Raw genomic sequence first — 24,785 nt, 5'->3', positions numbered from 1 at the left:
AACAGACGCGCCTCGGAGGGAGAATCGTCCCGTCAGGCGTGTAGCGGTGAGACGATGCGTGTCGCGCTGTCTCTATTGAGCGACGCCTCGCAGAACCTCGCTGCAAGAAGTGGCTCTCGCGCATCCCCAGGTCGGGGTGACTTGGGAATAGCCCCCGTTCGGTAGTGCGAGTAGTTGTGGCGTCCTTCCTCTACGCAGACGTCGGGGTACCGGGGCCAACGGGACATAGTTGCCAGCCCGCTGCAAAGCACAGGGTGCTGTGTTCACGTTGCCGCGAGCGGTAGTACGATATTCCGGTCCTTTCTCCTCACGCCTTGCGTGAAGCGTCGTTCCGCGCTCGCGCGTCCTTTCCAGACAAAGGAGGACCTATGCGTGTCCTGATAGTCGGCGCAACCGGACTGCTCGGCAAAGAGGTCGTTCGCCTGCTCTCACCCGAGCACGAGGTCATCGGCGCTAGCCGCAAAGGCTCTCACCTCTCCGTCGACCTCGCAGACAAAGCATCCATCGTGTCCATGTATCGGCAACTCGAAACCGTGGATGCCGTGATTTGCACCGCAGGTGCAGCGAAATTCGCACCGCTGGAATCGCTGACGGATGAAGATTTTGCGTTCAGTCTTGCCAACAAGCTGATGGGTCAGGTCAATCTCGTCCGATGCTCTGTCGGCCATGTTACGCAAGGTGGGTCCCTGACACTAACCAGCGGCATCCTGGCCCAACATCCGATGAACGGCAGTTCCGCCGTGAGCATCGTGAATGCAGGGGTTGAGGCATTCGTCAGGTCGGCAGCACTCGAACTGCAAGGCAAGGCACGAATCAATGTCGTCAGTCCGGGCTGGGTGTCCGAGACACTTGCCGCAATGGGCCAGGCCCGCTCTGCCGGCGTTCCCGCCGAGGCCGTGGCCCAGGCGTACAAACGGAGTCTGGTCGAGGACATCACGGGCCAGGTCATTCAGGTCGTCAAGTGGTAAGCGAGCGCTCTGAGTTCATCACTGCTCGCATCAAACTGGCGAACCTCTCCTGGGCCGGCGCATGAGTCGAAAACCACGGCTACCGTATCCATCTGCGACGTGATGGACTCGCTGAGTGATATGCGGACCCGCGGAAAAATTGCAGCTACATGAATCAGGAGGGGCCAGCAAGAGGAGTAAGCGTCACCCTAATAGCACATGACCAGAAAGGCTGCCGCCAAGCGCGTGCCTCAAAGAAAACCACACTTGCTGGGGTGCAGTCTGCCCGTCGTGCCAGACGTGGGTGAGCCGAGAAAGCAAGTGTGCAGGCGGCGGACTAACCTCCTGGAAGAGCAAACTTAACCGCCATACGTGCCTGTGCGCCGTACGTGTTGTTGCTCGGTGTCAGCCACGGGCGGGAACACGTTCCAGTAACCGTCGTGGTGCCGGAAGAAGAAAAGCGCGTGTGGGCCCGCTGGTAGACAGGTCTCCACACATACGTAGCGCCCTCTGCCCGAGCGGGTGTGACCAAACGCGGTCACATGCACTGGTGTAGCGGGGCCAAGCCATTTTTCGACTTGATACCGCAGTGACTGAGCCTTAGTGCCTTTCATCTGCCGCTCCCGTGCACCCGTATTTTCGCAGCCCATTCGCCAAAGGGGCGAAATGCCATGCATGTACCGGTTGCCTTTGATATACGACGCGTTTTTCCCGCGCCGCATCGACAGCTAAGAAACCACTTTAACTATAGCGCTAGATACGGGTACTGGCGTACATTTCAGCGAGATAGCAACAGAAACAAGATTAGTGCAAAAGTGCATGCTCGGCAGCTTTGGTCGACGCTTGTTGGTGCGCCGCACCACAGAGTTGCTCGCGCTTCAGTCGCCAGTCTGGATTGTTCCCTCAATAGACAGCCAATACCTGTACGAGGAATATGAAGGCCTGCGCTCCAACGCGCCAAGGTGCCGAACGAGTGGGGGCAATCATGGGACAAGTCGACTTCAGCGCATATGAGCACGAAGGTTGGGAGCGGGTCGCGCAGGCCTATCACGAGTACTTCGGTGATTTGACCACCCAGTCGAGCCACGCAATGCTCGAGGTGCTCGGCATTCAGCGAGGTTCGCGTTTTTTGGACGTAGCATCCGGCCCAGGCTACCTCGCCGCTGCAGCCAAGCGGCGCGGCGCGGACGTCGCCGGCATCGATTTCTCGTTCGCGATGGTCGAAAAGGCGAGACGCGTCTTTCCCGAACTCGAGTTTCGTATCGGCAATGCCGAGGATTTGCCCTTTTCCGACGAAAGCTTTGACGCGGTCGGAATCAGCTTCGGGATGCCGCATTTTGCGCACCCTGAGCGTGCGCTCGCGGAGGCGTTTCGCGTGTTGCGACCTGGCGGCAGAATTGCCTTTACGGTCTTGTCGGCGCCGGACAAGGCAGTCGGCTTCGCTATGGTGTTAAACGCAATCAAGCAGCATGGGACGACCGATGTGGCAGTGCCGCCGGTAGCGTCCTTCTTTCGGTTCAGTGATTGGAAGGAGTCGCGGCGCGCACTGCTCGATGCCGGGTTCGTCCAACCGAAAGTGCGGGAGGTTGAGCAAACCCTTGTGCTTCGTGCTCCGGATACACCGTTTCACGCGGTCATGCGCGGTGGCGTTCGACTTGCCGCCATGCTAAACGCTCAGACTCCAGCCGCGCTGGCGCTCATTGAACAGACCGTCGCGCGCGATGCAGAGGCGTACCGGACCGATGCAGGAGAACTGCGGATTCCCATGCCCTGTGTCTTGGCTTCCGCGCTCAAGGCTTAGGGGCGCGGCCGCCACACTGGTCAGTCGCGTACTGTTCCACGGTGAGAGAGACGCGCGGTTGTAGCGTAAGAGTGCAGAACAGACCAAGTCATCGTTCGAAGCACCTACGGGTGAGCCCGACGACTTCGGCAAATGCCGACAAGTTAATGCGGCGCGGAGTCGGCCACAACGCGGTCGAATTCTTCGCGCGCATTGAGCAGTTCCTGCATCGCCGCAGTGAACCTCGCAAGTTCTAGCGTCGATGGCTGTGCGCGTGGCGTGCTGCCGAAGCGCTGCTCTAGTACGGCAGACGCGGCCTGCACTTCACGCGCCGCAGCGGCAATTCGCTCGAGCGCAGTGGCTTCAGGCGAAAGTGTGTTTCGTGTCGTCATGTCTCTGTCGCCAGCGCAGCCGTCGCTGCAACGTCTCGGCCGATTTTGACATCACCGTCGTTGTTTCGTTTCCTGCGCGCACACGGCCTCGCGGCTTCGGCGCGTTACGTCCGCGCCTCGAAGTCGACCGCGGTCAACACAATCCGTTCGCTGGAGTGCGCAAGTATCTTCCTCTCCGCGATGGCCATAATGCGCTTACGGCCATCTGCGAACGCCGTGAGAATGCGTTTATCGCTGGCTCCTGGTTGCACCCAAAAGTGCTGTTCAAGCGCGTCACGTGAGACAGAACACTCGACTTCACGTCCGTGAGTCGAAAGGGTAAAAATCACGCTTTGGTTGTCCGGTGCTACGCTCGGCGGTGCGTCGAGGGTTTCCACGGTCACGACTCTTCAAATTTGATTATCGGGCTCCCCATATCGTACTGGAGACCCCATTAAAATCTCAACGAAAAGCTCGGATTAGTACCGCTCGGCTTTCGTCTGATATTCAAACCGAGCGTGCTGACGCGAGTGATATTCACGGCTGGCGCCGCGACTCTCGCACAATGTTGACGACATTGAGCCACGCCGATTAGAGGTCGATGTCCGGGCCGGAGTATCGAACATCAAGCCACGACCCGTCCTTGAAAACAATCCGTTTCACGACGTCGAAATCCAGAACGGTATTTACGGCACTTCGGTTCACAAAGACGCCAGGGCGGTCGATGAGAACTGCGATGCCATGCTGTGGCCTACGCTTGCCCTGCGCATAGCCATCAACCATTCGGCGGTCATGTAGCAGACGGAATGTCGCCGAGCGGCGTCACCCACTGGAAAACGCGGCGACAGACGGGCCCCCTTGTGCTTACAGCGGCTGGATGTTCGCGGCCTGCTTGCCCTTCGGTCCTTGCTTGACCTCGAAGCTCACCTTTTGCCCTTCCTGAAGAGATTTGAATCCCTCCGCCTTTACTTCCGAAAAATGAGCAAACAGGTCTTCGCCGCCATCGTCCGGCGTAATGAAGCCAAAGCCCTTCGCATCGTTAAACCACTTCACAGTGCCGGTTGCCATGATTGTGTCCAAAATTAAAATAGGTCGTGTAGTTAGACCCATACGATGAGAAACGCATGGGTCTTTTTGATAATAGCTCAGATTCATGGGTGATTCGTTTGCGCGCACCCGTGGCGAATATCCGCAACTAGAGTCTTCCGGGTTCGCTACCGGGAGCGCCGTGCAACTTTCTTTACTGCAGCTTCCGGAAACGGTGACTGTCGGGGCGACCCGCGTCGGCGTCGCGCCTGGCTTATTCCGTAAGTTTGCTCAGGCGCAGCAGGAGCCAGACTGCTGTATTGGAGGACACTTGTTGGTGCCATACGAGCAGTACACGCAGCAGTCCCCCGGTTTTGGCCTGAGCACTGCCTTGCAATGCTCGCATTCGTAAAACCACGTGCATGCGTTAGTGGGCATCGTCTCGTCTTTCCTGTGCCCGCACTCCGGACACGTGACGCAGGATTTCAGCACGACTGCAGTCATCACTGCACCTGCATTACGTGGGACGGATAGCCAGCATCCGCCGTGGCGTTCGTCAACGCGTTGACCGAAGCCTTCTTCGGGTCAAACACCACCTTCGCGCGTTTGCTTGCGAAGTCGACCTTGGCCGAGGTCACACCGGGCACTTTCTCAAGTGCCTTGCGAACCGTAATCGGACACACAGCACAATCCATGTTCGTGACATCAAGGGTGACCGTGCGAAGTCCGTCGGCGAGGGCCGTGGACGCGGTCAGCGCCGTCGCGACGAGCACAGCAATCAGTTTCTTCATGGCAGGTACTTAATAGAAGAGCGGCGCATACAGCGGGAACGACATCAACGCGAGCGCGGCCGGCATCACGACCCAGAAAATGAACCGTTGACGATGTCGCGCCGAGGGCACCGCGCAAGCTTTGCCCACCGCACATTCATCGGATTTAGCGTATAGCCTGCGGAAAGCGACCGCGAAAAAGGCGATGGATATGGCGACAAATAGGGGTTGGAACAGTCGAAGCGCGGTCAAGCGCGAGCCCCAGGCGCCCCCGATTCCCAGTACGACAAGAAGCAAGGGGCCAGCACAGCAAGCGGAGGCTCCAAATGCCGCAGCAATTCCGGCGAGCAGGGAGCCAGTGGTGGCCCATCGAAGTCGCATGGCACTTCCTTTACGCATTGGTTGAGTCTAGTCTAGGTGCGTACCTAAGTACGGAGTCAAGCGCACCATGCAAGAAATGACCATCGGACAGTTGGCCGAAGCGGCAGAGGTCAACGTCGAAACAGTGAGGTACTACCATCGCCGCGGGTTACTTCCAGCACCACCCCGCCCTATAGGTGGCATTCGACGATATCCGGCGGATATGTTGACCAGGCTTCTCTTCATCAAGCGTTCGCAGTCGCTCGGCTTTTCGCTCGATGAGGTGGAGGCGCTGTTGTCTCTGCACGACGGACGAGCGTGCTCGACGGCGCGCGCAATCGCCGAGAACAAGCTCGCTGAAGTGCGTCAGCGCATACAGGATTTGTCCATGCTGGAAGGTGCATTGACGACGCTGGTACAGCGCTGTTCGAGGTCGAAAGGCAAGGTGTCTTGTCCGCTTATCAATGCACTGATGGACGGCAGCGATTTGGCCCATTCAAAGCGCTAGCTCCTGGCCGGCCGGACGACGGTGTCGGTCCACACTGAGTCCGCTGATTATCTTCGACAGGTCAGAAGTCACCGCACATCTCGCGCACCCCATCAAATACAACATATCCGGTATTATCGAAATATCGCCTACTCGACCCACCATGTCTAACAGCAACGCGTCAGCGACTACACCAATCGATGTTGCCATTATCGGCGGCGGTCAATCGGCCCTCGCCGCTGCCTATTTCCTGCGCCGCGCCGGTATCAGCTACATGGTCCTTGACGACCAGCCGGCCGCCGGCGGAGCGTGGCAGCATACGTGGGACTCGCTTCACCTCTTTTCGCCCGCGCAGTGGAGCTCGTTGCCAGGCTGGTTAATGCCGCCCGCATCAGAGCAATACCCGTCGCGCGACCATGTCCTTCGCTATCTCACCGAGTACGAGAAGCGATACGAAATTCCGGTCCAGCGCCCAGTCGACGTCACGTCCGTAGCGCGTCGCGACGCCGGGCTGCTCGTGTCGACGGACAAGGGGGAATGGCTCGCAAAAGCGGTCGTCAGTGCCACGGGCACGTGGGGCCGTCCGTACATTCCAGACTACCCGGGGCAAGCGAGTTTCGAGGGTGAGCAGTTGCACTCGGCACACTATCGCAACCCGGAGGGGTTTCGCGGGAAGAACGTACTGGTCGTGGGTGGGGGCAACTCAGGCGCCCAGATACTCGCGGAGCTGTCGCAGGTCTGTCACACGACATGGGTTACGTTGGAAGAGCCCACTTTCTTGCCGGACGACGTTGACGGGCGTGTGCTCTTCGAACGCGCTACGGCACGATGGAAAGCGCGGGCCGAAGGTCGTCCGGACCCTGCGCCAACTGGCGGGCTAGGCGACGTTGTCATGGTGCCGCCCGTGCGTGAAGCGCGTGGCCGGGGAGTGCTGCGTTCCGAGCGCCCGTTCTCGCACTTTGCGGTCGATGGCGTCGTATGGCAGGACGGCTCCCACTCGCACGTCGATGCCATGATCTGGTGTACCGGCTTCCGGCCCGCACTCGAGCATCTGCGTCCGCTGCACGTCCTAAACGACGCTGGCCGCGTTGATGTTCTCGACGGTCGCGCAGTGCAGGAACCGAGACTCTGGCTCGTCGGATACGGTGAATGGTGCGGCTTTGCATCCGCGACGCTCATCGGTGTGATGCGTACCGCGAGGTCGGCGGCTACGCAGATTGACCAGTATTTGAATACCCTTAAGGAATAGACACCATGAACGTCACGATTTACCACAACCCGGATTGCGGCACCTCGCGGAACACATTGGCCATGATTCGCAACGCCGGAATCGAACCGGTCGTCATTGAATACCTGAAAACACCGCCGACCCGCGAACGGCTGCTGGAGCTTATCGGCAAGTCCGGCCTGAGCGTGCGTGAAGTTTTGCGGCAGAAAGGTACCCCGTACGCGGAGCTGGGCCTTGACGACCCGTCGCTCAGCGACGATGAGCTTCTCGACGCCATGATGAAGCATCCCATACTCATCAACCGCCCGTTCGTGGAGACGCCACATGGCGTGCGATTGTGCCGGCCGTCAGAATTGGTTCTGGACATCCTGCCGGAAGCGCAGAACGTTCCATTTACCAAAGAAGATGGCGAGGTGGTCATTGACGAACACGGGCATCGCGTGAAGTAGCGGAACACAAGGGGCGATGAATCTCAGCAACGACTTCGACGATTCATCTTGATGGACGGACAGTCGGCGCAGCCTCAACCACCAATGAACGACATTTCGACCTTGGGCTGGTCGTGCGCGGCGCTATTTTCGCCACGGCGTTCTGAATAGCGGTCAGCCCGTTGCGTCCACAAGTCGGCGACAAGCCATCGCAATGCATCATCAGAGCTGCCGTTTCGCATTGGATTGCGGATGTCCAGTCCGCGAGAAGCGAACAGGCAAGTGAAGAGCTGGCCGTCCGCAGACAACCGTAGCCGCGTGCAGCCTCCGCAGAAAGGCCGCGTGACGCTCGAGATGACACCAATATCTCCCTGACCATCTGCATAGCGGAATCGAACCGATGTGTCGGAAGGCCTGTCGCGGTTGGCTGACACCAGTGGGAAGGCAGCATGGATAATGCGCAGAACCTCGGACGAAGGCACTACCGACTCCATGTTCCAGCCATTGCTCGTGCCGACGTCCATGAACTCGATAAAGCGGACCTCCGCTCCGGTTCCCCGGAAGTGCCGTGCCATGGGCAAAATCTGCGTGTCGTTCACGCCGCGTTTGACCACCATGTTGACCTTGACCGGAGCCAGGCCGGCACGTTGCGCGGCTTCGATACCGTCGAGCACTCGCGCTGCCGGATAGTCGACGCCATTCATTTGTTGGAATATGGCCTCGTCTATCGCGTCGAGGCTGACGGTGATGCGCTTCATCCCCGCATCGCGCAGTGATTGTGCTTTGCGACTGAGCAGCGAACCGTTGGTCGTCAGCGTCAGGTCGATATCTGCACCGCGAGGCGTTTGCAATCTGGCTAGCCGCTCGACAAGGTACTCGAGGTCTTTTCGCAGCAGGGGTTCTCCGCCCGTCAAGCGGATCTTTTCGACACCGAGACCAACGAACACCCGAGCAACGCGTTCGATTTCCTCGAAGCTGAGCAGCTCACTCCGGGGCAGGAACGCGTAGTCCTTGCCAAACACCTCCTTCGGCATGCAGTAGATGCAGCGAAAGTTGCATCGGTCGGTGACCGAAATGCGCAGATCTCGCAACGGGCGCTGGCGCGTGTCGCGAAGCGGCAGCTCAATCGCGGTGAGGTCAGCCGCATGCAAACGCTGCTCCGCCGAGCTTGCGGCGCTGACTTCCACAAGCGGGATGACTCTCCCCAGCGTAAATGCCTTCATCGCAGCGCCACTCCCCATGCGGATGGCCGTCGAATCCGAAAAAAGCGAGATGCGGCCGGCGTAACGCCGGCCGCCATCACCTACACGTAACGTCGACTCTTGAAGCTCACTGTTCGCTTGTAATCTTCCATCGACCCGACCCGGCGAATGTTCGCCCAAGTTCCTTTGTAGTACGGGACAATATTGCGGTCAGTCCACGTTGTCGTCACATCGTCCTGAATGCCGTTGATGTGGCCGAACACCATGAAAGTCTGGTTGTGCTTCGCCTCCGCAACCGGATAGGCCATTGCATAGGTTGACCCGAAGTCGTTGTAAACCTCGACGATATCGCCCGCACTGACGCCGAGTTCCTGCGCATCGCCGGGGTTGATTTCGATGTAGGCCATCGGGTCGCGCGCGCGGACGAACTCGTTGTACTGGTCGTGATAGACCGTCTGCCACACTTCGTTCGTTCGACCGTTGTTTATCCAGAAGCGGTACTTGCCTTTCAGGTCGGCGACCAGCTTCGGCAGACCAGGCCACGGCGATTGCTTGAATTGCGCCTTGCCGTCCGGCGTATCGAACTTGCCGTCCATGTACAGCATTTCCGTGCCGACCAGCTTGCCACCTTCCCACGCCTTTGTCGGTAACTGCACCCCGTTGTTTGCCATCACCCGCAGGCGTTCATACGTGACCAGATTGCCTGTACTGCCACCCTGGCTGTCTATCTTCTCCACGCCCGGTTGTCCGGCGCGACGGAATCCGTCGTTGAAGGCGTCCTCTTCGGTCTTCCAGTCGAAGCCGTCAAATCTCGACGCCATCTTCGCGTTGCCATCCTTGCGGTACATATCGCGCAGTGTGTTGGCCACGCGCGCGGCGATGAGGCAATCCGGCATCGCGGTGCCCGGCGGGTCCATGAACTTTTCAGAGAGGCGCATGCGGCGTTCGCCATTCATCGACGTCAGGTTCATCTCGCCCGGGTGTGTGGCGGGAAGCATGATGTGTGCGGCCTCTGCGAGCTTCGTCGGGTAGATGTTGATACTCGCGACAAACAGGCCGCCCTTGGACGTCGCATCGTAGACAACGTCGACCATCTGCTCAGTCGTCGCACCGCGTGCGCCCTGCATCGCATCCTTGACGATTTGCGAGCGGCGCAGGACGACGTCGCGCAAGCCCTGAGCGTTATTGCTCGTCTGGAAGTTGTTGCATCCCCACCAGGTCATCATCCGTCCTTTGCCGTGGATGAGCTCCTGGTCGATGTAAATCTTCGTACTGCCCGGATACGGTGGCCGCGTGTATCCCTCCTGGTGGCCGCCCATGCGCACGCATCCCGTGCCTCGACGGCCGACGTTGTGCGTGGCGAGCGCGAGGTCGACGAGCGACGACTGAATCAGGTAGTTGTCGTTGCCCCAGATGATGCCCTTCTCATAGGTGTGCATCGTCCGTGTCATCTGGCCCGGGGCCTTCGGCTTATACGACCATTCCGCGGCCATCTGAATCTTCTCGACAGGCACCCCGGTAATCTGGCTGCAATCAGCCAAGGACAAAGTGTTCGCCTTCACAGCGTCGTCGAACCCGTTCGTGTGAGCCGCGATGAAGTCGCGGTCAATCCAGCCTTGCTGCACTACATACGTGAAGAGGCCGTTGAAGAGCGCGATATCCGTACCCGGCTGGATATCCAGATGCAGGACGTTGTCCTTTCCCGCGACCTGCTCGGCGATGGCAATGGTTGGCGTCCGTCGCGGGTCCACGAACACGACCTTCGTCTTCGGGAATGTCTCGCCCGCGAACCATTTCTGCTTCTTGCCGAGCGTGCTGCCCTGCAGGTTCGGTACCCAGTGATTGAGGAAATAGTTGGTCTGCGTCTCATACGAATTGGCGCCGATGGACCAGATAACGTCTGCGACTTCGGCGTCCTCATACGAGTTGTTCAGCTCGCCGATCCCCATCTCGCGGGTGGCGTGGCATTCCGAGTTGTAGGCTGGGCGATTGTGGATGCGTACCATCGGAGTTTGCAGCGCCGAGAACATCAGCTTGCCAGTACCCCACGTGTTCTCGAATCCGCCGCCGGCGCCGCCGTGGTCGAAGCAGGAAAACACAATGCCGTTCGGCCCGTCCTTGTCGAGCACCTTCTTCATCAACCCGGCGTAGAGCGCCATCGCGTCATCCCAGTTCGTGTCGACCCATTGGTCGCTCACGAAGACGCGAGGATTCCTCAATCGCTCCTGCGTGATGCCGTCCGGCGTGTACATGTACGTCGCCATCTTGCCGCCCCGCGTCGAGCTTAGGCCGCTATTCACGACGCAGCTCTTGTCCGGAACAATCATGATGGTATGTCGCGTGCCATCGTGGTCCGTCACCACGTTCTCCATTGCAGGCGTCATGATGAGCGTCAGAGGCGGCACCTGCTTGCGGAAGTCCACGCCCAGCGCGTTTTGGCTGGGCGCGCGGCCGCCTTCCTGGTCCTCCGGCCACTTGTAGACGTGATATCCGCATCCAACGATGCAGAAGTGGCAGGTCATATTGGTTCGCTGGGCCGTGACAGGCGGTAACACGATACGGTCTTTGTCCTTAGCCATTTTCAGCTCCTCGAACTCAAAGCACATTGGCCTGACGGCCGTATATCAACCCTTCGATGCCGACGGCAGATACCGTCCCGGTCTTTTCGTCGTAGCGCAGTCGTATCCGGGGGAGGTTCTCGGTAGCCTGACCGGCAATCATCTGTCCAGCCTTCTCGGCGTCGAACATGCTGAAATGGCACGGGCACTTGAAGATCTTCGTCGCCGCGTCGTAGGTCACCGGACAGCCCATGTGGGTGCACATGGCGCTATAGGCCACGATGTCGCCTTCCGGTCCGACGCCGCCAGGGACGCGGCTCCCCAGCTTGATGGCAGTGCACGGCGACGACGCATCCGGATAGGAGAAGGAAACCGGCGCGTTGACCGTCATGCGCCCCACCTGAGCGACCGGCTTCGTCGGATAGGGAAGATTCGTCTTACTTGTATCCACCGGATTCGCGGCAGCGACGGCTTTCGGCGCGAGCGTCGACGCGGCCGTCGCGGCAACCGAGCCAGCACCGATTTTTAGGAACGTCCGGCGCGCGATTTTCAGGTCTGACATGGCCTCCTCCTTTGCTTGAATCTTGCAGGTGTTGTCGTTAGCATCGAGTCAACGGCAAGAGGTATGCCATCCGGCTTGACCTTTGCAGAAAGGCGCGTGCGCGGTCGCTGCCGTCAGGGAACTGCTGGACGGCATTACCGTTCGGTAACGGTTCGTCGGGGAGAGTGCGCCGTTATGTCACCACTTCGTAACATCCGGCGGCGGCAGATTCTGCGCTTCGCATTGAGCATTCCTTTGCTCTCACAAATCAAAGTCAGCACCGCTAACGAAAATCCAGCACTCGCGTTTGGCACGACCGCCGTGTTCCTCGACAACGAAATCAGCCTGCTCGACCAGTGGAGCCGCGAGCTGGGGAACGTCTGCAATACCGATGTGGAGTTTGTGCAGCGCAATAGCTATCGGGAAATCGATGACCTGCTGGCCGGCGGTCGACTTGACGTCGCGTGGGTGTGTGGTTTTCCCTACGTCACGCATCCTCAGACGATGCGGCTGCTGGCCATACCGGACTATCACGCTCAGCCGCTCTATCGCTCCTATCTCCTTGTTCCGCGAAGCGACTCGACGACGAACCACATTTCCCAACTCAGGAACCGTGTGTTTGCGTTCAGTGACCCGGAATCCAACTCTGGCTACTTGGTGCCGACCACCGAACTGATTCGCTCAGGCATCCGGCCGAGCCAGTTCTTCAAGCGGTATTTCTTCACTTATGCGCACAGGAAGGTGGTCGATGCGGTGAGTTCCGGCGTGGCGGACGGCGGAGAAATCGACGGTTACGTGTTTGACACCATCGAAAAGCAGGACCCCGAACGCACGCGTGACGTACGTGTTGCCTGGCGCTCCCCCAAGTACGGTTTTCCCCCTATCGTGGCACGTCGCTCCCTCGACGAAGACGCCTTTCTTCACATCCAGCAGGCGCTTGTCGGCATGAAAGACCGCACCGACGGCCGCGAAGTGCTGCAGCGACTGAACCTTGATGGCTTTGTGCGCGATGACGACAAGGTCTTCGACGGCATTCGCCGCCTGGTCGCCATCTTGAACGCCGGACCCATCTAAGGGCGCGTCCATGCTGTCCCGCCTCAGTTACCGCTACAAGATTCCGCTGGCGCTCTCCGCCGTTATTCTGCTGACGGAATTGCTCGTGACCATCGCGCTCGTGAGCGTTGCGGTGTCCGACGCGCGAAACGACCTGGAAAGCAGTGCAAAGAATCTTTGCCGGGTGCTCACGCTGTCGCTTCGCAATCCGATGGTGAAGGACGACCTATGGCATGCGTTCGAGGTGATTCGAACACCCGTGTCGGTGAGGGAACCCACCAATCCGCTCAAGGAAATCGTCCTATTTGATGCGAGGGCCCGCGTATACGTCTCGACCTCGCCGAAGACGGAACCGATTCAACGCCCAGTCAGCCAACTTCCTGCTGAGTTTGCTTCGGTCATCTCAAAGCTGGGCGGCCCGGGGGACCCGTTCTTCTTTGACTTCCCCGGATTATTCGCGCGTCGTGACGTCACTGCCGGCATGACGGTGGATTCCGATGATGGGAGCCGCCTCGGCTATGTGGTTCTGGTTTACGACGCCGACACCTTCTACAGCCGTGTGCGCTCGACGCTGGTCAAACTCGGAGTGGCCACGGTGCCGGTCCTGTTGCTGCTGATACCGCTGGGCTGGGTCTGGGGTGACCGAATGGCGAAACCGCTCCTGCGCCTCGCTTCTGCCATGTCCCGCATCGGCAAGGAGCCGCCAGATAAAGTCGGAGCCGACATCACGACGCAAAGCAACGACGAAATCGGCCAGCTCGGACAACAGTTCCAGGCCATGCTCGCCGAGCTCGGACAAAAGCAGGCCCTCGAACGCGAAGTCGTCGTCTCCGAACGGCTCGCGGCCGTCGGACGCGTTGCAGCGGGTATCGCGCACGAAATCAACAACCCTTTGGGCGGCATGCTAAACGCCATCGACACGCTCAACACGCATGGTGAGCCCGACGCCCAAACCCGGAAGACGCTGGGACTCCTCGAGCGCGGTCTGGGCCAAATTCGCGCAACGGTTGGCGCATTGCTGTTTGAGGCACGACTGGACTCACCGGCAATCAGTTTATCCGACTGGCAGGACTTGAAGTTGCTGGCGGCGCCGCAGATTCACGCCAAGCAAGCATCGTTTCATTGGAACATCGTGTTGGACGGGGACGTCGCGTTACCGGCCCATCTCGTGCGGCAGCTCGTGCTTAACCTGCTTCTGAATGCCGCCAAGGCGGTCGAAACGGGCGGCCGCGTTAGCTGCTCAGTGGCGGTGAGCGAAGGTGCTCTGCAGATTGCCGTGTCCAATTCAGGCCAGTTCATATCCGGCGTCGCGATGGAACATCTATTCGAGCCGTTCGGGTCGGTCGCAGCAAGGGAGGGACGTCGTTCACATAGCCTCGGTCTGTGGGTCAGCTATCAAATCGTGACGCAGCTCGGTGGCACCATTTCAGTCGATAGCGAACCGGGGCAGACGTGCTTTGCCGTGCTGTTGCCGATTTCTGCTCGCTAAAGCAGGAGCACGTCATGTTGCCTGCCCTTCTCTGTGTCATTGAAGACGACCCCATCATGGGGGAATCTCTGGCTGACCGATTCCGGCTGGAAGGATTCGAAGTTGACTGGCACACCGACGGTGAGTCCGCCTGGAGCGCACTGCAAACCCGCCCCTATCAGGCCGTCATCAGCGACATCCGTCTGCCTGACATTTCCGGTGACGACTTGTTTGCTCGCGCGGTCTCGACGCGCACATCCAATCCCCCGTTTGTCTTTATCACCGCCTACGCGTCGGTCGATACGGCCGTTTCGTTGCTGAAGCGCGGCGCGGCGGACTACATCACGAAGCCATTCGACATCGGCGCGCTGGTCGACAAAATCAGACTGCTTACCGGCGCAGGCATACCGGACCAGGCGATGCCCGCTCAAAGCGACTTAGGCGTGTCCGAACCGATGCGGCGGCTTGCGGAACTGGTGCCGAGAGTCGCAGGCCGCGCCAAGTCGATACTGGTTACCGGCGAGTCAGGAGTGGGCAAGGAAGTCCTTGCGCGGTTTATCCATCGACATGCGCCCGGCGACTCGCTGCCGTTCGTCGCAGTCAATTGCGGTGCGGTTCCGGAGACGCTGCTCGAATCCGAGTTTTTCGGACACGAGAGGGGAGCGTTCACCGGAGCGGACCGGCAAAAGAAAGGGTATTTCGAGCAGGCATCCGGCGGCACGCTCTTCCTCGACGAAATAGGCGATTTGCCTCTGCTTATGCAGGTGAAGCTGTTGCGCGCATTGCAGGAGCGCCGCATCACGAGAGTTGGGGGCGAACATGACGTCGAAGCGAATTTCCGCCTCATCTGTGCGACGAACCGAGACCTGGCCGAACAAGTCCGGCTCGGGAAGTTTCGCGAGGACCTCTACTACCGCATCAATATCCTCCGGCTACACGTGCCGGCGCTTCGCGACCGGCCCGACGACGTCCTATGGCTTGCGCATCGTCTTGTCCGCCATATTGCCAGCCGGCTCGGAGAGCCCGTGAAGTTGTTTCACCCATCAGCAGAGGCGCGACTTGCGACGTATGGCTGGCCCGGGAATGTGCGGGAGCTGCAAAACCGCCTCGAACGAGCATGTATTGTGTGCGCTCGAAACATGCTTCTCTCGTCTGACATCTTCGAGGAGGAAGGAACGGAGTCCCCCGCCATTACGGAGACGGATACGCCGCTGGACAACTATATGGCCGCGTGCGAAGACGCCTTCCTGCGCGCAGCGCTGATGCAGCACCAAGGACGCATTTCCGAGACTGCCCAGGCCATCGGTATCTCGCGGAAGAGTCTATGGGAAAAGATGCGTCGGCATGCGATTGCAGCAGAGTCGCCCATCGACGCTGCGAAGTAGCACCACCGACGCAGAGGACGTCGTATGAGCTCAGACGATGGAATTCTCGAGACCAGGCTGGTGAGGGTGCGCGGCCAGGTGCAAGGTATCGGGTACCGCGAAGCTTGTGTGCGCCGGGCCAGAGCGTCGGCGGTCACGGGCTGGGTGCGCAACCGCATGGACGGCTCGGTCGAGGTCATGCTTCAGGGTTCCCCGGAGCAGCTTGACGACATGTGCGTGTGGCTCGATGAAGGAATGTCCGCAGCGCTTGTCGAAGAACTCGAGGTGACGGAAGTACCGCCGCCGTTTACCCGCTTCGATGCATTCGAACGGCTGCCAACCCTGTGACTTTGGTCGGCGCGATGCAGGGACGCGCACGCTAACTGCGCCCCCCTATTAGCGTTACTGCGGCGTTACTGCGCGCGACGAGGCTCGGCGTCGTCAATTTAGTTGACGGGCTCCTTATCCTAATGTCCCGCCTCGACAGAGACATCCGTCTTATGTTTCTTCCCGGATTCGCTACCCGCTGCCGTGGACGCGCTTCCCGATGGGGAATGCGGACGCCCCTCCATCCAGCGGAACAGAAAGACTGCGAGTGCTCCGCCGACCAGTTCGCTCACGATGAATCCGGGTGCATCGATAGGCCGGATACCGGCAAAGGTATCCGTGAACGAACGCGCGATGGTCACGGTCGGATTGGCAAACGACGTCGATGCCGTGAACCAATAGGCGGCAGTGATATAGCCGCCGACGGCCGCCGGAACGAACTCGATGCGCCGCTTTGCCACGTTCAGAATCACGGTGAGCAAGCCGAATGATGCGACTACCTCGCTCCACCACTGAGAGGGCCCGGTGCGCACATGCCGGGACATCTCGAGCAACGGCAAATCGAACATACCCTGAGCCGCGATCACACCCGCGATCGAGCCAACGGCTTGTGCTGCGATGTAGGCCGCCGCGTGCTTCCAACGCAGCTTGCCGAGCCAAACTTCAGCGAGCGTCACCAAGGGATTGAAGTGCGCGCCCGAGATACTGATGAACGTGGCAATCAGCGCAACCAGGCCTGCGCCTGTCGCCAAAGTATTGGCGAGAAGCGCGATTGCCACGTTGCCGCCGGCGAGTCGCTCGCCCATCACACCGGAGCCAACCACGGTGGCAAGCAAGAGCGCTGAGCCAAAAAACTCGGCGACGACCGCGTGGCGCAATCTCATAGCGGCGTTTTCCCAATGGCCGTGACCTCCTTCTGGAGCGCGAGCCGTTCAAGGGACGCAATCGGCAAGCTGATAAACAGCTCAATTCGCTTGCGCAGGCTCGCAGCTGCGTCCTTGAACGCGCGCATTTTCTCGTCGTCAGAGCCCTCAACGGCGGCTGGGTCGGGAATCCCCCAGTGTGCTGTCATCGGCTGCCCTGGCCAAAGCGGGCATTGTTCCCCCGCGGCCTGATCACATACCGTGAACACGAAATCCATAACGGGAACGTCGGGCTTGGCAAACTCATCCCATGACTTCGTTCGCAGTCCTTCGGTGGACAACCTCATCTTAGTGAGCAAATCCAGTGTGAACGGGTTAACTTCCGCTTTCGGGTGACTGCCCGCCGAATAGGCATTGAAGCGACCACGACCTAACGTATTCAATTGCACTTCGGCAAGCACGCTTCGCGCCGAGTTGCCGGTGCATAGAAAAAGTACGTTGTATTTTCGGACTTCGGTCATGAGAGGCTCCAGTCGGACGCCGGGCGAGCTTGCCGTATGAATCGACATCTCCAATATAATGGAAATGTAGATCGACGACAAGCCGGGACCTGGAAGCAATAGTGAATAGAGGACGCCCTGTTCGTCGCGCCATCAATTCGGGTGTCGCGCTATGACGTCTCAATGGCGTTAGAATCATCGATTTAACGCGGCAACATTTGCACCATGAACGAAAAAGACGCCATCAAAGCCTTGTCTGCGCTGGCCCAGCCCACCCGACTGGCAATTTTCCGACTGCTTGTTTCAGCCGGCCCGGACGGGATGAGCGTCGGCGTTATCCAAGAGCAAATGGAGCTGGCCAGTGCGACGCTGTCGTTCCATTTGAAAGAACTGGCGTATGCCGGCTTGGTCAGTTCGCGCCAGGAAGGCCGGTTCGTCTACTACGCGCCGGAAATCGAGCACATGAACGGCCTTATCGGGTTTCTGACGGAAAACTGCTGTCAGGGCGTAGAGTCCGCGGAGTGCAAGCCTCGCAGGAAAGTCAAATGCAAGCCCGTACCGGCTTGATCTTTGATTACACCGGCCGCCTTCATGCGGCTGGTGGCTTTTGGGGCTTAGCCGCAGTTGACCTGTCGACCTATCACAGCCGGAATTGAAGTAACCGGAGCGCAACACGCTTCGCTCGTCGCGGTAGATGCCTGTCTGTTGTCTGCTCCGAACAAGGGAATGTCTCCGAGGGTGTGATACGTTTCCCAGGCAATACCCGCGGGATCTTGGCTCCAATACTTATTGGATGACGCATAGCAGCACTGCGCACCAGGCTGGTCTGCGACTTTCACGCTTGCCGCCACCACGTGTTCCCGCAGCTCAGCCAGTTCTTCGTCGCTGTCGACCTGAAATCCAAGGTGATTCACACCGACCGCACCGCCTCGGGACGAGATGGCGAAGTTGACGCGTGGATCGTCCAGCATCCACTTGGCATAGTCGTCCTTTAATACCGTGGGCTCTGCGCCGAACAGTCCGGTGTAAAAGCGCACGCTTTCCTCGAGCGCCGGAACCACCACATGCACGTGAAATCGCTTCATTCAAGCCTCCGTCTCGTTCTGTGCACAACCGCTTTGCTGGGCCGCGCAGCAGTTCTCCATAAGAAAATCCATGAGCGCCTGCATGTTGGCGTAATTCGCGCTGTACATGATGTGCCTTCCCTGCGAGCGACCTTCGATAAGACCCGCGTGACTCAACTCTTTGAGATGAAACGACAGACTGGGCGAAGGGAGTCCTAACGCCTCGGCGATGGCGCCCGCGCTCATGCCCGCAGGGCCCGCAGTGACGAGAAGCCGGAACGCTGCGAGACGTGATTCCTGCGCAAGTGCGGCGAGAGCCGTCACCGCTGACTTTGAATCGATCGTCGCCATAGGGATTACTCGATATCTTCCTGCTGCGGCGCCGACTCGCCGAGTCCCATCGCCAGGGACGCCAGGTCCGTCTTCGGGTCAAGCGGACGGCCTGCCTCGACCCGCTCACTGTAACGGTCCACTAGGTAGTCGGCACGGCCTCGCAGCAGCAACGTGAACTTGACGAGCTCTTCCATCACGTCGACCAACCGGTCGTAGTACGACGAAGGCTTCATGCGCCCCTCCTCGTCGAACTCTTCGTACGCTTTTGCAACCGAGGACTGATTGGGGATGGTGAACATGCGCATCCACCGGCCTAGCTGGCGCAGCTGGTTCACGGTATTGAACGACTGAGAGCCGCCACTGACTTGCATCACGGCAAGAGTCCGCCCCTGGGTGGGACGAATACCGCCCATCGATAGGGGAAGCTGGTCAATCTGCGTCTTGAGAACGCCCGAAATCGTGCCGTGGCGTTCCGGACTGCACCAGACCTGCCCCTCGGACCACAAAGACAGCTCTCGCAACTCCTTCACTTTCGGGTGGTCGTTACCTTCCACCTCGTCGGGGTATGGCAGTCCACGCGGGTCGAAGATACGCGTCTCAGCACCGAATAACTGAAGCAGACGGGCCGCCTCCTCGACAAGCAGACGCGAGTAGGAACGCTGTCGCAAGGAGCCGTACAGCAGCAGGATGCGCACTGGCGGCGCGTCTGACATGCCTAGGCGCGCTGCAATTGCCGTGTCGAGAAACTGCGGCTTGGCCGCCGGAAGTGAGGAGGATTCGGAGAAGGCGAGCGTCATCGAGCACCAATGCAACGCATGATTTGATATTTCCAAGTTTATGGAAATATCGAGAAATTGCAAGTGGAAGTGTTGACAGGCGTCGGCGTACCCCGATCACCTTGGTTGCAGGATTCGCCAGGATCGTCTTCATCCCGCTGACCCACGGTTTCGTGGATGGGTGCGGATGGCGAGGGGCGTTAATAGCGCTTGCTGCAGTGAACGTCGCTATCAATCAAGGCGAGGCCCGTCATGGACAGCGAAGGCGCCCCGCCACCGGCCACGCTCAGTCGTCGTGGTCGTGATGCCACTCGTGTTCATGGTGCCACTCGCCGTGGCCGTGGCCGTGATCGTGGTCCCAGCCATGGTGCCGCTCTTCCCACTCATCGCGATCCCAGTAGCGACGCCCGTCGTAGTAGCGCTCCCCATACCAGCCCGGACTGACGACAACCACGCCCGGCGCCGGAGCCGGGGCATAAATCACAGGCGGCGGCGGTGCGTACACCACCGGCGGCGGCGGGGGTGCATACACGACACCCGGAACACCGATGTCGACCCCGATATCCACGTGCGCGAACGCCGCGGACGATGCGCCTATTCCGGCGCCCGCAATCAGTGTTATCGCAATCCAGCGGCTTCGTGTGATGTTCATGATTTGTTTTCTCGAGTGTCAGATGCAACGTTGCGAACTTTATCGAGACGGAATACCGCGCGTGTGTTTTTGTGTATCCAAAGGTGTCACATGTAACCCCGGAAAACCCCGGTCAACATCGCACGCCGCGAAGGCGTTATGGAGGGGAACGGCGCATCGCCGCCCTTTTCGCCGAGCGGAGCGAAACATGAAAACCCCAGCCGAGGCATCCTTGCGCGGCCTAGTCGAGAAATGGCTCACGCCGGAGTTGGCGACGCCGGTGCGCGTGACGGCGTTCGGCCGTACCCGCATCGATGGCGCACGCTACGTTTGCGTCGAAGCGCAATCGCAAAGCGGCGTGCGCGCTTTGTATTTTTTCCGGCACGGCGATGGAAGCTGGCGCGTGTATCCCGAGGGCCGGTTCAGCGCGCCATCGGCGTCACGCGATACCCGCGCCGCCCGACGAACAGCGTGAGCATCGCCGAAAGTGCGAGGCTCGCCGCGACGACAAAAAGCCCCGCCGCGTATCCGCCCGTCAGCGTCTTCAGCCAGCCGATCGCGAACGGCCCGACGAAGCCCCCGAGGTTGCCGATCGAGTTGATCATCGCGATGCCGGCGGCCGCGCCGGCACCCGAGAGGAACGTGCTCGGCATCGCCCAAAGCGGCGCCTTGGCCGCGCTGATGCCCACGTTCACGACGACGAGCGCCAGCACCACACTCAACGCGGTATCGGCGAAGCCGGCCCACGCGAGCCCCGCGCACGCCGCCACGCAGGGAATCACGACGTGCCAAGTGCGCTCGCCGCTGCGATCGGAACGGCGCGCCCAGAGCACCATGCCGATCACGGCGAGCACGCTCGGTATCGCGTTCAACGCGCCCGTCTCCAACGACGAGAATCCGAACTGGCGGATGATCAGCGGCGCCCACAAGCCGAGCGTATACAGGCCCGCCGACGTGCCGAAGTAAATCATCGCCATCACCCACACGCGCGGGTCGCGCAGCGCGCCCAGCGCGCCGGCCACGTGCCCGCCTTCGGACTCTCGGCCGCGGCTCTCTTCGCGCAGCGTTGCCGTGAGCCACGCCTTTTCGTCATCGGCGAGCCAGGCCGCCTTGGCGGGTGAATCGGTCAGCGCTTTCAGCACGACGAAGCCGAGCACGATCGCGGGGACGGCCTCGATGATGAAGAGCCATTGCCAGTCCTTGAGACCGCCCATAACGGGCATTTGCATGAGGGCGCCGGAAATCGGCGAGCCGATCGCCGTCGAGAGCGGCGCCGCCGCCATGAATGCGGCGGCGGCCAGCGCGCGTTGACGCGCGGGAAACCACTGGCTCAGATAGAGGATGATGCCCGGGAAGAAGCCCGCTTCCGCCACGCCGAGCAGGAAGCGCAGGACATAGAACGACTTCTCTCCGGTGACGAACGCCGACGCCACCGAAACGAGCCCCCACGTCACCATCACGCGCGCGATCCACATGCGCGCGCCCACTTTGTGCAGGATCAGGTTCGACGGCACTTCGAACAGGAAATAGCCGAGAAAGAAGATGCCGCCGCCGAGTCCGAACATCGTCGGCGTGAGTCCGAGGTCCTTGTTCATCGTCAGCGCCGCGAAGCCGACATTGACGCGGTCGAGGAAGCTGACGAAGTAAAGCAGCATGACGAACGGCAGAATGCGCCAGATCAGCTTGCGCACCGTGCGGGTTTCCAAATCGGTGTTCATGAACGTCGTCTCCAGCGAGATGCCCGTGGCCTGATCGCTCCGGCCCGGGCGTCTTCGTTTGCGTGCGTGGTCGGCCGTTGCCGGCTTCAAGCGTCTCAGGCTGCCTGCGAAGCCGCCGCCGCGTTCGAAGCGAGCATCGCGCAAACGGCATCGGTCACTTCCACGGTCGTCGCCTTGCCGCCGAGATCGCCCGTATGAAGCGCCGGGTTGGCGGTCACGCGTTCGATCGCGTCCATCAGTTGACGCGCGGCGCTCCGCTCGCCGAGATGCTCGAGCATCATGACGACCGACCAGAACGTGCCGACCGGATTGGCCAAGCCCTTGCCCATGATGTCGAATGCGGACCCGTGGATCGGCTCGAACATCGACGGATAGCGGCGCTCGGGATCGAGGTTCGCCGTCGGCGCGATGCCGAGGCTGCCGGCGAGTGCGGCGGCGAGGTCGCTCAGGATGTCGGCATGCAGATTCGTGGCGACGATGGTGTCGAGCGTCGCGGGCCGGTTGACCATGCGCGCCGTGGCCGCATCGACGAGTTCCTTGTCCCATTTGACGTCGGGAAATGCCTTCGACACCTGCAGCGCGATCTCATCCCACATCACCATCGCGTGACGCTGCGCGTTGCTCTTCGTGATCACGGTCAGGAGCTTGCGCGGGCGCGATTGCGCGAGACGAAACGCAAAGCGGAGAATGCGCTCGACGCCCGCGCGCGTCATCATCGAAACATCGGTCGCCACTTCGATCGGATGCCCCTGATGCGCACGGCCGCCCACGCCGGAGTACTCGCCTTCGGAGTTCTCGCGCACGATCACCCAGTCGAGGTCCTTCGGGCCGCAGCGCTTCAACGGCGCGTCGATGCCGGGAAGGATGCGGGTGGGACGCACGTTCGCGTACTGGTCGAAGCCCTGGCAGATCTTCAGGCGCAGGCCCCAGAGCGTCACGTGGTCGGGGATGTGCGGGTCGCCGGCGGAGCCGAACAGAATCGCGTCCTTGTCGCGCAACGCATCGAGCCCGTCGGCCGGCATCATCACGCCGTGCTTGCGGTAGTAGTCGCCGCCCCAATCGAAGTCTTCGAAGTCGAAGCCAAAGTCCGTGCTGCCGGCGGCGATCGCTTCGAGCACGCGCCGTCCGGCCGGAACCACTTCCTTGCCGATGCCGTCGCCGGGAATCGTGGCAATGCGATAAGTCCTCACCTGTCGTCTCCAGATATGTGAATGTGATGACGATGGTAGGACGGCGACGGGCTTTGCAAACGCCGCTAGACTTAAAGCATTCTTAACTTGAAGTTGACAATGAGGGAGACGCGCATGACCGCTTCGATCCAGCCCGAGGACCTCGCGTTTTTCTCGACGCTCGCGGCGAGCGGCAGTCTGACCGCCGCCGCGCGCGAACTCGGCTTGACGACGGCGGCCGTCAGCAAGCATCTCGCGCAAATGGAAGCGCGCGCCGGCGTCTCGCTCGTCAACCGGTCGACGCGCCGCATGAGCCTCACTGCCGAGGGGGAGCTGTATCTCGCGAGAGCGCGCCGCATCCTCGGCGAGATGGACGACCTCGCGCAATTGCTCGGCGGCGCGCAGGCCACGCCCAAAGGTCTGCTGCGCGTCAACGCGACGCTCGGCTTCGGCCGAAGCCACGTCGCGCCGCTGATCTCGCGGTTCGTGCGCGCGTATCCGGAAGTCGACGTGCAGCTGCAGCTATCGGTCGATCCGCCGCCGCTTTCCGACGATGCGTTCGACGTCTGCGTGCGCTTCGGCGAGCCGCCCGATGCGCGCGTCATCGCGCGCCGGGTCGCGCCGAATCGGCGCCTGCTCTGCGCAGCGCCGGCGTACTTCGCGAACCGGCGGCTGCCGCGCAGTCCGGCCGAGCTGTCGCAGCACAACTGCATCGGCATCCGGCAAGGCGACGACGCCTACGGGCTTTGGCGTCTGACGAGCGGTCGCGGCGCGGCGGAAAAAACGGAGACCGTGCACGTGCGCGGCAACCTGACCACCAACGACGGCGAGATCGCCGTGAAATGGGCGCTCGACGGCCACGGCATTCTGATGCGCGCGGAATGGGATATCGCGGAGTAACTCGCCGACGGACGCCTCGTCCACGTGCTGCCCGAATACCGCACGCCCGGCGCCGACATTTATGCGGTCTACCCGCAGCACCTGCAGATGACCGCGCGCGTCAAAGCGTTCGTCGACATGCTCGTGGCAGCGCTCGGCAAGCGAGGATAAGCGCGAGGTCGCCGAAGCCGGTCGCCAAGGCCCGTCGCAGTCAAGACATCGTCAGCCCATCGCCATGCCGACCGAGCTCCAGAGTCTGCGAAGCTCATCGGCGCTGGGGGGCCGGCCGCTGTCCTTGAGGATGCGGAGCGCCGATGCGGCCTCGGGCTTCTTGCGCTCCGACAAGCGCCGCGACAGCAGTTCGAGAAATACCGGCAAATCGTCGTCGCCGTGCTGCTTCACGAACTCGGCGACCGCCTCGACCATGGCCGCTTCGAGCGTCGCATAAGACATCATGCTCGCCAGATGCGAAGCGCCGCGCGCCAGCTCGAGCTCATAGCGCGCGGCGCATTCCACGAGTTCCGATCTGGGACGTGGACGGGGGATTCCGTTGATGTCGTTATTCTTGCCCGGCTTGCCGTACATGCCACGACCGTCGACGGCCATCTTTTGCAAGGTGCTGCTCATCGTTTGCTTCTCCTCTGTGTCGGCTGGGCTTTGCGCTTACTCCGGTCCTATGCAAAGCCAAGAGCGGATGCATCGTGTCCAAGTGCTCGATCGAGCGATCAATAGCGGTCGTGGTCGTGCCAGTGATCGTGATAGCCGCCGTCCGGCACGATGATGCAACCGCTCAACGCGCTTCCGAGACAGACGGCCATCAAGGCCAGCAACAGGATTCGTTTCATGGCGTTCCTCGCGTATCAGTGCCAGGAACCAAGATAGGGATCGAGCCGATTACCTTTGTGTTTGTGTGTAACGAGACGTGTCGCGTGCGGCGAGCGC

Annotated in this window: 30 protein-coding genes and 1 pseudogene; 12 read left to right on the top strand and 19 right to left on the bottom strand. The window is 60.7% G+C overall.

Features of this window, described 5'->3' with window-relative positions; translation table 11 throughout:
* Positions 1–368 precede the first annotated feature (368 nt).
* Entirely contained in the window at positions 369–968 is a 600-nt protein-coding gene (locus FAZ95_RS25005; RefSeq protein ID WP_137335206.1) for a short chain dehydrogenase, read from the top strand.
* A gap of 964 nt (positions 969–1,932) precedes the next feature.
* Entirely contained in the window at positions 1,933–2,748 is an 816-nt protein-coding gene (locus FAZ95_RS24995) for a class I SAM-dependent methyltransferase (protein WP_137335204.1), read from the top strand.
* A gap of 143 nt (positions 2,749–2,891) precedes the next feature.
* Here FAZ95_RS24995 and FAZ95_RS24990 read toward each other — a convergent pair whose 3' ends face one another.
* The 7 genes from FAZ95_RS24990 to FAZ95_RS24960 all read right to left on the bottom strand — a co-directional run bounded on the left by FAZ95_RS24990 (position 2,892) and on the right by FAZ95_RS24960 (position 5,275).
* A complete protein-coding gene (locus tag FAZ95_RS24990) occupies positions 2,892–3,119 on the bottom strand; it encodes a hypothetical protein (RefSeq protein ID WP_137335203.1) in 228 nt (75 codons plus the stop codon).
* A 104-nt stretch (positions 3,120–3,223) separates the two neighbouring features.
* On the bottom strand, positions 3,224–3,496 hold the full coding sequence (locus FAZ95_RS24985) for a DUF1488 family protein (RefSeq protein ID WP_137335202.1): 273 nt from the start codon (positions 3,494–3,496) through the stop codon (positions 3,224–3,226).
* Positions 3,497–3,689: 193 nt separating this feature from the next.
* Positions 3,690–3,881 carry a hypothetical protein gene (locus tag FAZ95_RS24980; protein ID WP_137335201.1) on the bottom strand — a complete coding sequence of 64 codons (192 nt, stop codon included), beginning with the start codon at positions 3,879–3,881 and terminating at the stop codon, positions 3,690–3,692.
* Positions 3,882–3,962: 81 nt separating this feature from the next.
* Positions 3,963–4,166: a cold-shock protein gene (locus tag FAZ95_RS24975; RefSeq protein WP_042305669.1), complete on the bottom strand. Its 204-nt coding sequence runs from the start codon at positions 4,164–4,166 to the stop codon at positions 3,963–3,965.
* 249 nt (positions 4,167–4,415) lie between these two features.
* Entirely contained in the window at positions 4,416–4,628 is a 213-nt protein-coding gene (locus FAZ95_RS40160) for a GDCCVxC domain-containing (seleno)protein (protein WP_137335200.1), read from the bottom strand.
* Positions 4,628–4,915 carry a mercury resistance system periplasmic binding protein MerP gene (merP, locus tag FAZ95_RS24965; RefSeq protein ID WP_137335199.1) on the bottom strand — a complete coding sequence of 96 codons (288 nt, stop codon included), beginning with the start codon at positions 4,913–4,915 and terminating at the stop codon, positions 4,628–4,630. The genes FAZ95_RS40160 and merP overlap by 1 nt, the downstream gene beginning before the upstream one ends.
* A gap of 9 nt (positions 4,916–4,924) precedes the next feature.
* Positions 4,925–5,275, bottom strand: a complete 351-nt coding sequence (locus tag FAZ95_RS24960; protein WP_137335198.1) for a mercuric transporter MerT family protein — start codon at positions 5,273–5,275, stop codon at positions 4,925–4,927.
* Between the two features lie 67 nt (positions 5,276–5,342).
* Between FAZ95_RS24960 and merR the strand changes: the two genes are divergently transcribed.
* The 3 genes from merR to arsC all read left to right on the top strand — a co-directional run bounded on the left by merR (position 5,343) and on the right by arsC (position 7,418).
* Entirely contained in the window at positions 5,343–5,762 is a 420-nt protein-coding gene (gene merR, locus FAZ95_RS24955) for a mercury resistance transcriptional regulator MerR (protein WP_137335197.1), read from the top strand.
* Between the two features lie 142 nt (positions 5,763–5,904).
* Positions 5,905–6,990 carry an ArsO family NAD(P)H-dependent flavin-containing monooxygenase gene (locus tag FAZ95_RS24950; protein WP_137335196.1) on the top strand — a complete coding sequence of 362 codons (1,086 nt, stop codon included), beginning with the start codon at positions 5,905–5,907 and terminating at the stop codon, positions 6,988–6,990.
* 5 nt (positions 6,991–6,995) lie between these two features.
* Positions 6,996–7,418, top strand: coding sequence for an arsenate reductase (glutaredoxin) (gene arsC, locus FAZ95_RS24945; protein WP_137335195.1), 423 nt, complete (start codon positions 6,996–6,998; stop codon positions 7,416–7,418).
* 74 nt (positions 7,419–7,492) lie between these two features.
* On the opposite strand, the gene moaA is transcribed toward arsC, so the two are convergent.
* From moaA to FAZ95_RS24930, 3 genes are all read right to left on the bottom strand, one after another.
* On the bottom strand, positions 7,493–8,620 hold the full coding sequence (moaA, locus tag FAZ95_RS24940; RefSeq protein WP_137335194.1) for a GTP 3',8-cyclase MoaA: 1,128 nt from the start codon (positions 8,618–8,620) through the stop codon (positions 7,493–7,495).
* Between the two features lie 80 nt (positions 8,621–8,700).
* On the bottom strand, positions 8,701–11,178 hold the full coding sequence (locus tag FAZ95_RS24935; protein WP_137335193.1) for an arsenate reductase (azurin) large subunit: 2,478 nt from the start codon (positions 11,176–11,178) through the stop codon (positions 8,701–8,703).
* A gap of 16 nt (positions 11,179–11,194) precedes the next feature.
* A complete protein-coding gene (locus FAZ95_RS24930) occupies positions 11,195–11,719 on the bottom strand; it encodes an arsenate reductase (azurin) small subunit (RefSeq protein ID WP_137335192.1) in 525 nt (174 codons plus the stop codon).
* A gap of 174 nt (positions 11,720–11,893) precedes the next feature.
* On the opposite strand from FAZ95_RS24930, the gene FAZ95_RS24925 reads away from it, so the two are divergent.
* Genes FAZ95_RS24925 through FAZ95_RS24910 form a run of 4 tightly spaced genes read left to right on the top strand, consistent with a single transcriptional unit; the run spans position 11,894 to position 15,931 of the window.
* On the top strand, positions 11,894–12,772 hold the full coding sequence (locus FAZ95_RS24925) for a substrate-binding domain-containing protein (protein ID WP_137335191.1): 879 nt from the start codon (positions 11,894–11,896) through the stop codon (positions 12,770–12,772).
* A 10-nt stretch (positions 12,773–12,782) separates the two neighbouring features.
* Complete coding sequence (locus FAZ95_RS24920) at positions 12,783–14,240, top strand: HAMP domain-containing sensor histidine kinase (RefSeq protein WP_137335190.1); 1,458 nt, start codon at positions 12,783–12,785, stop codon at positions 14,238–14,240.
* A gap of 14 nt (positions 14,241–14,254) precedes the next feature.
* Positions 14,255–15,604 carry a sigma-54-dependent transcriptional regulator gene (locus FAZ95_RS24915; RefSeq protein WP_137335189.1) on the top strand — a complete coding sequence of 450 codons (1,350 nt, stop codon included), beginning with the start codon at positions 14,255–14,257 and terminating at the stop codon, positions 15,602–15,604.
* A 24-nt stretch (positions 15,605–15,628) separates the two neighbouring features.
* The gene (locus FAZ95_RS24910) at positions 15,629–15,931 is read left to right on the top strand and encodes an acylphosphatase (protein WP_137335188.1); all 303 of its coding nucleotides are present in this window, start codon (positions 15,629–15,631) and stop codon (positions 15,929–15,931) included.
* Between the two features lie 119 nt (positions 15,932–16,050).
* On the opposite strand, the gene FAZ95_RS24905 is transcribed toward FAZ95_RS24910, so the two are convergent.
* Positions 16,051–16,794, bottom strand: coding sequence for an aquaporin (locus FAZ95_RS24905; protein WP_137335187.1), 744 nt, complete (start codon positions 16,792–16,794; stop codon positions 16,051–16,053).
* Positions 16,791–17,294 (bottom strand): arsenate reductase ArsC, encoded by a 504-nt coding sequence (locus tag FAZ95_RS24900; protein WP_137335186.1) that lies wholly within the window; start codon positions 17,292–17,294, stop codon positions 16,791–16,793. Before FAZ95_RS24900 ends, FAZ95_RS24905 begins: the two co-directional genes overlap by 4 nt.
* A gap of 204 nt (positions 17,295–17,498) precedes the next feature.
* On the opposite strand from FAZ95_RS24900, the gene FAZ95_RS24895 reads away from it, so the two are divergent.
* Positions 17,499–17,840, top strand: a complete 342-nt coding sequence (locus FAZ95_RS24895) for an ArsR/SmtB family transcription factor (RefSeq protein WP_137335185.1) — start codon at positions 17,499–17,501, stop codon at positions 17,838–17,840.
* A gap of 47 nt (positions 17,841–17,887) precedes the next feature.
* Here the strand turns inward: FAZ95_RS24895 and FAZ95_RS24890 are convergent, their stop codons facing one another.
* The 4 genes from FAZ95_RS24890 to FAZ95_RS24875 all read right to left on the bottom strand — a co-directional run bounded on the left by FAZ95_RS24890 (position 17,888) and on the right by FAZ95_RS24875 (position 20,098).
* Complete coding sequence (locus FAZ95_RS24890; protein ID WP_137335184.1) at positions 17,888–18,358, bottom strand: ArsI/CadI family heavy metal resistance metalloenzyme; 471 nt, start codon at positions 18,356–18,358, stop codon at positions 17,888–17,890.
* The gene (locus FAZ95_RS24885) at positions 18,359–18,688 is read right to left on the bottom strand and encodes an ArsR/SmtB family transcription factor (RefSeq protein ID WP_437437781.1); all 330 of its coding nucleotides are present in this window, start codon (positions 18,686–18,688) and stop codon (positions 18,359–18,361) included.
* Between the two features lie 5 nt (positions 18,689–18,693).
* Positions 18,694–19,467 carry an arsenical resistance protein ArsH gene (arsH, locus tag FAZ95_RS24880; RefSeq protein ID WP_137335183.1) on the bottom strand — a complete coding sequence of 258 codons (774 nt, stop codon included), beginning with the start codon at positions 19,465–19,467 and terminating at the stop codon, positions 18,694–18,696.
* 265 nt (positions 19,468–19,732) lie between these two features.
* On the bottom strand, positions 19,733–20,098 hold the full coding sequence (locus FAZ95_RS24875) for a hypothetical protein (protein WP_137335182.1): 366 nt from the start codon (positions 20,096–20,098) through the stop codon (positions 19,733–19,735).
* 187 nt (positions 20,099–20,285) lie between these two features.
* Between FAZ95_RS24875 and FAZ95_RS24870 the strand changes: the two genes are divergently transcribed.
* Positions 20,286–20,552: a hypothetical protein gene (locus FAZ95_RS24870; RefSeq protein ID WP_137335181.1), complete on the top strand. Its 267-nt coding sequence runs from the start codon at positions 20,286–20,288 to the stop codon at positions 20,550–20,552.
* On the opposite strand, the gene FAZ95_RS24865 is transcribed toward FAZ95_RS24870, so the two are convergent.
* Both FAZ95_RS24865 and FAZ95_RS24860 read right to left on the bottom strand, forming a co-directional pair.
* A complete protein-coding gene (locus FAZ95_RS24865; protein WP_137335180.1) occupies positions 20,500–21,795 on the bottom strand; it encodes an MFS transporter in 1,296 nt (431 codons plus the stop codon). The two genes, FAZ95_RS24870 and FAZ95_RS24865, sit on opposite strands and share 53 nt — an antisense overlap.
* Positions 21,796–21,890: 95 nt before the next feature.
* Positions 21,891–22,985 (bottom strand): tartrate dehydrogenase, encoded by a 1,095-nt coding sequence (locus FAZ95_RS24860; RefSeq protein WP_137335179.1) that lies wholly within the window; start codon positions 22,983–22,985, stop codon positions 21,891–21,893.
* Between the two features lie 114 nt (positions 22,986–23,099).
* Between FAZ95_RS24860 and FAZ95_RS24855 the strand changes: the two are divergent.
* Positions 23,100–24,014 (top strand): annotated as a pseudogene (locus FAZ95_RS24855) (LysR family transcriptional regulator).
* Positions 24,015–24,065: 51 nt separating this feature from the next.
* Here FAZ95_RS24855 and FAZ95_RS39475 read toward each other — a convergent pair.
* Entirely contained in the window at positions 24,066–24,470 is a 405-nt protein-coding gene (locus FAZ95_RS39475) for a hypothetical protein (RefSeq protein ID WP_175425748.1), read from the bottom strand.
* Between the last annotated feature and the right edge of the window lie 315 nt (positions 24,471–24,785).

Source organism: Trinickia violacea, from assembly GCF_005280735.1.
Classification (GTDB): domain Bacteria; phylum Pseudomonadota; class Gammaproteobacteria; order Burkholderiales; family Burkholderiaceae; genus Trinickia_A; species Trinickia_A violacea.
The sequence above is the reverse complement of the archived record's forward strand: the minus strand, read 5'-3'. Positions and strand labels throughout refer to the sequence as shown.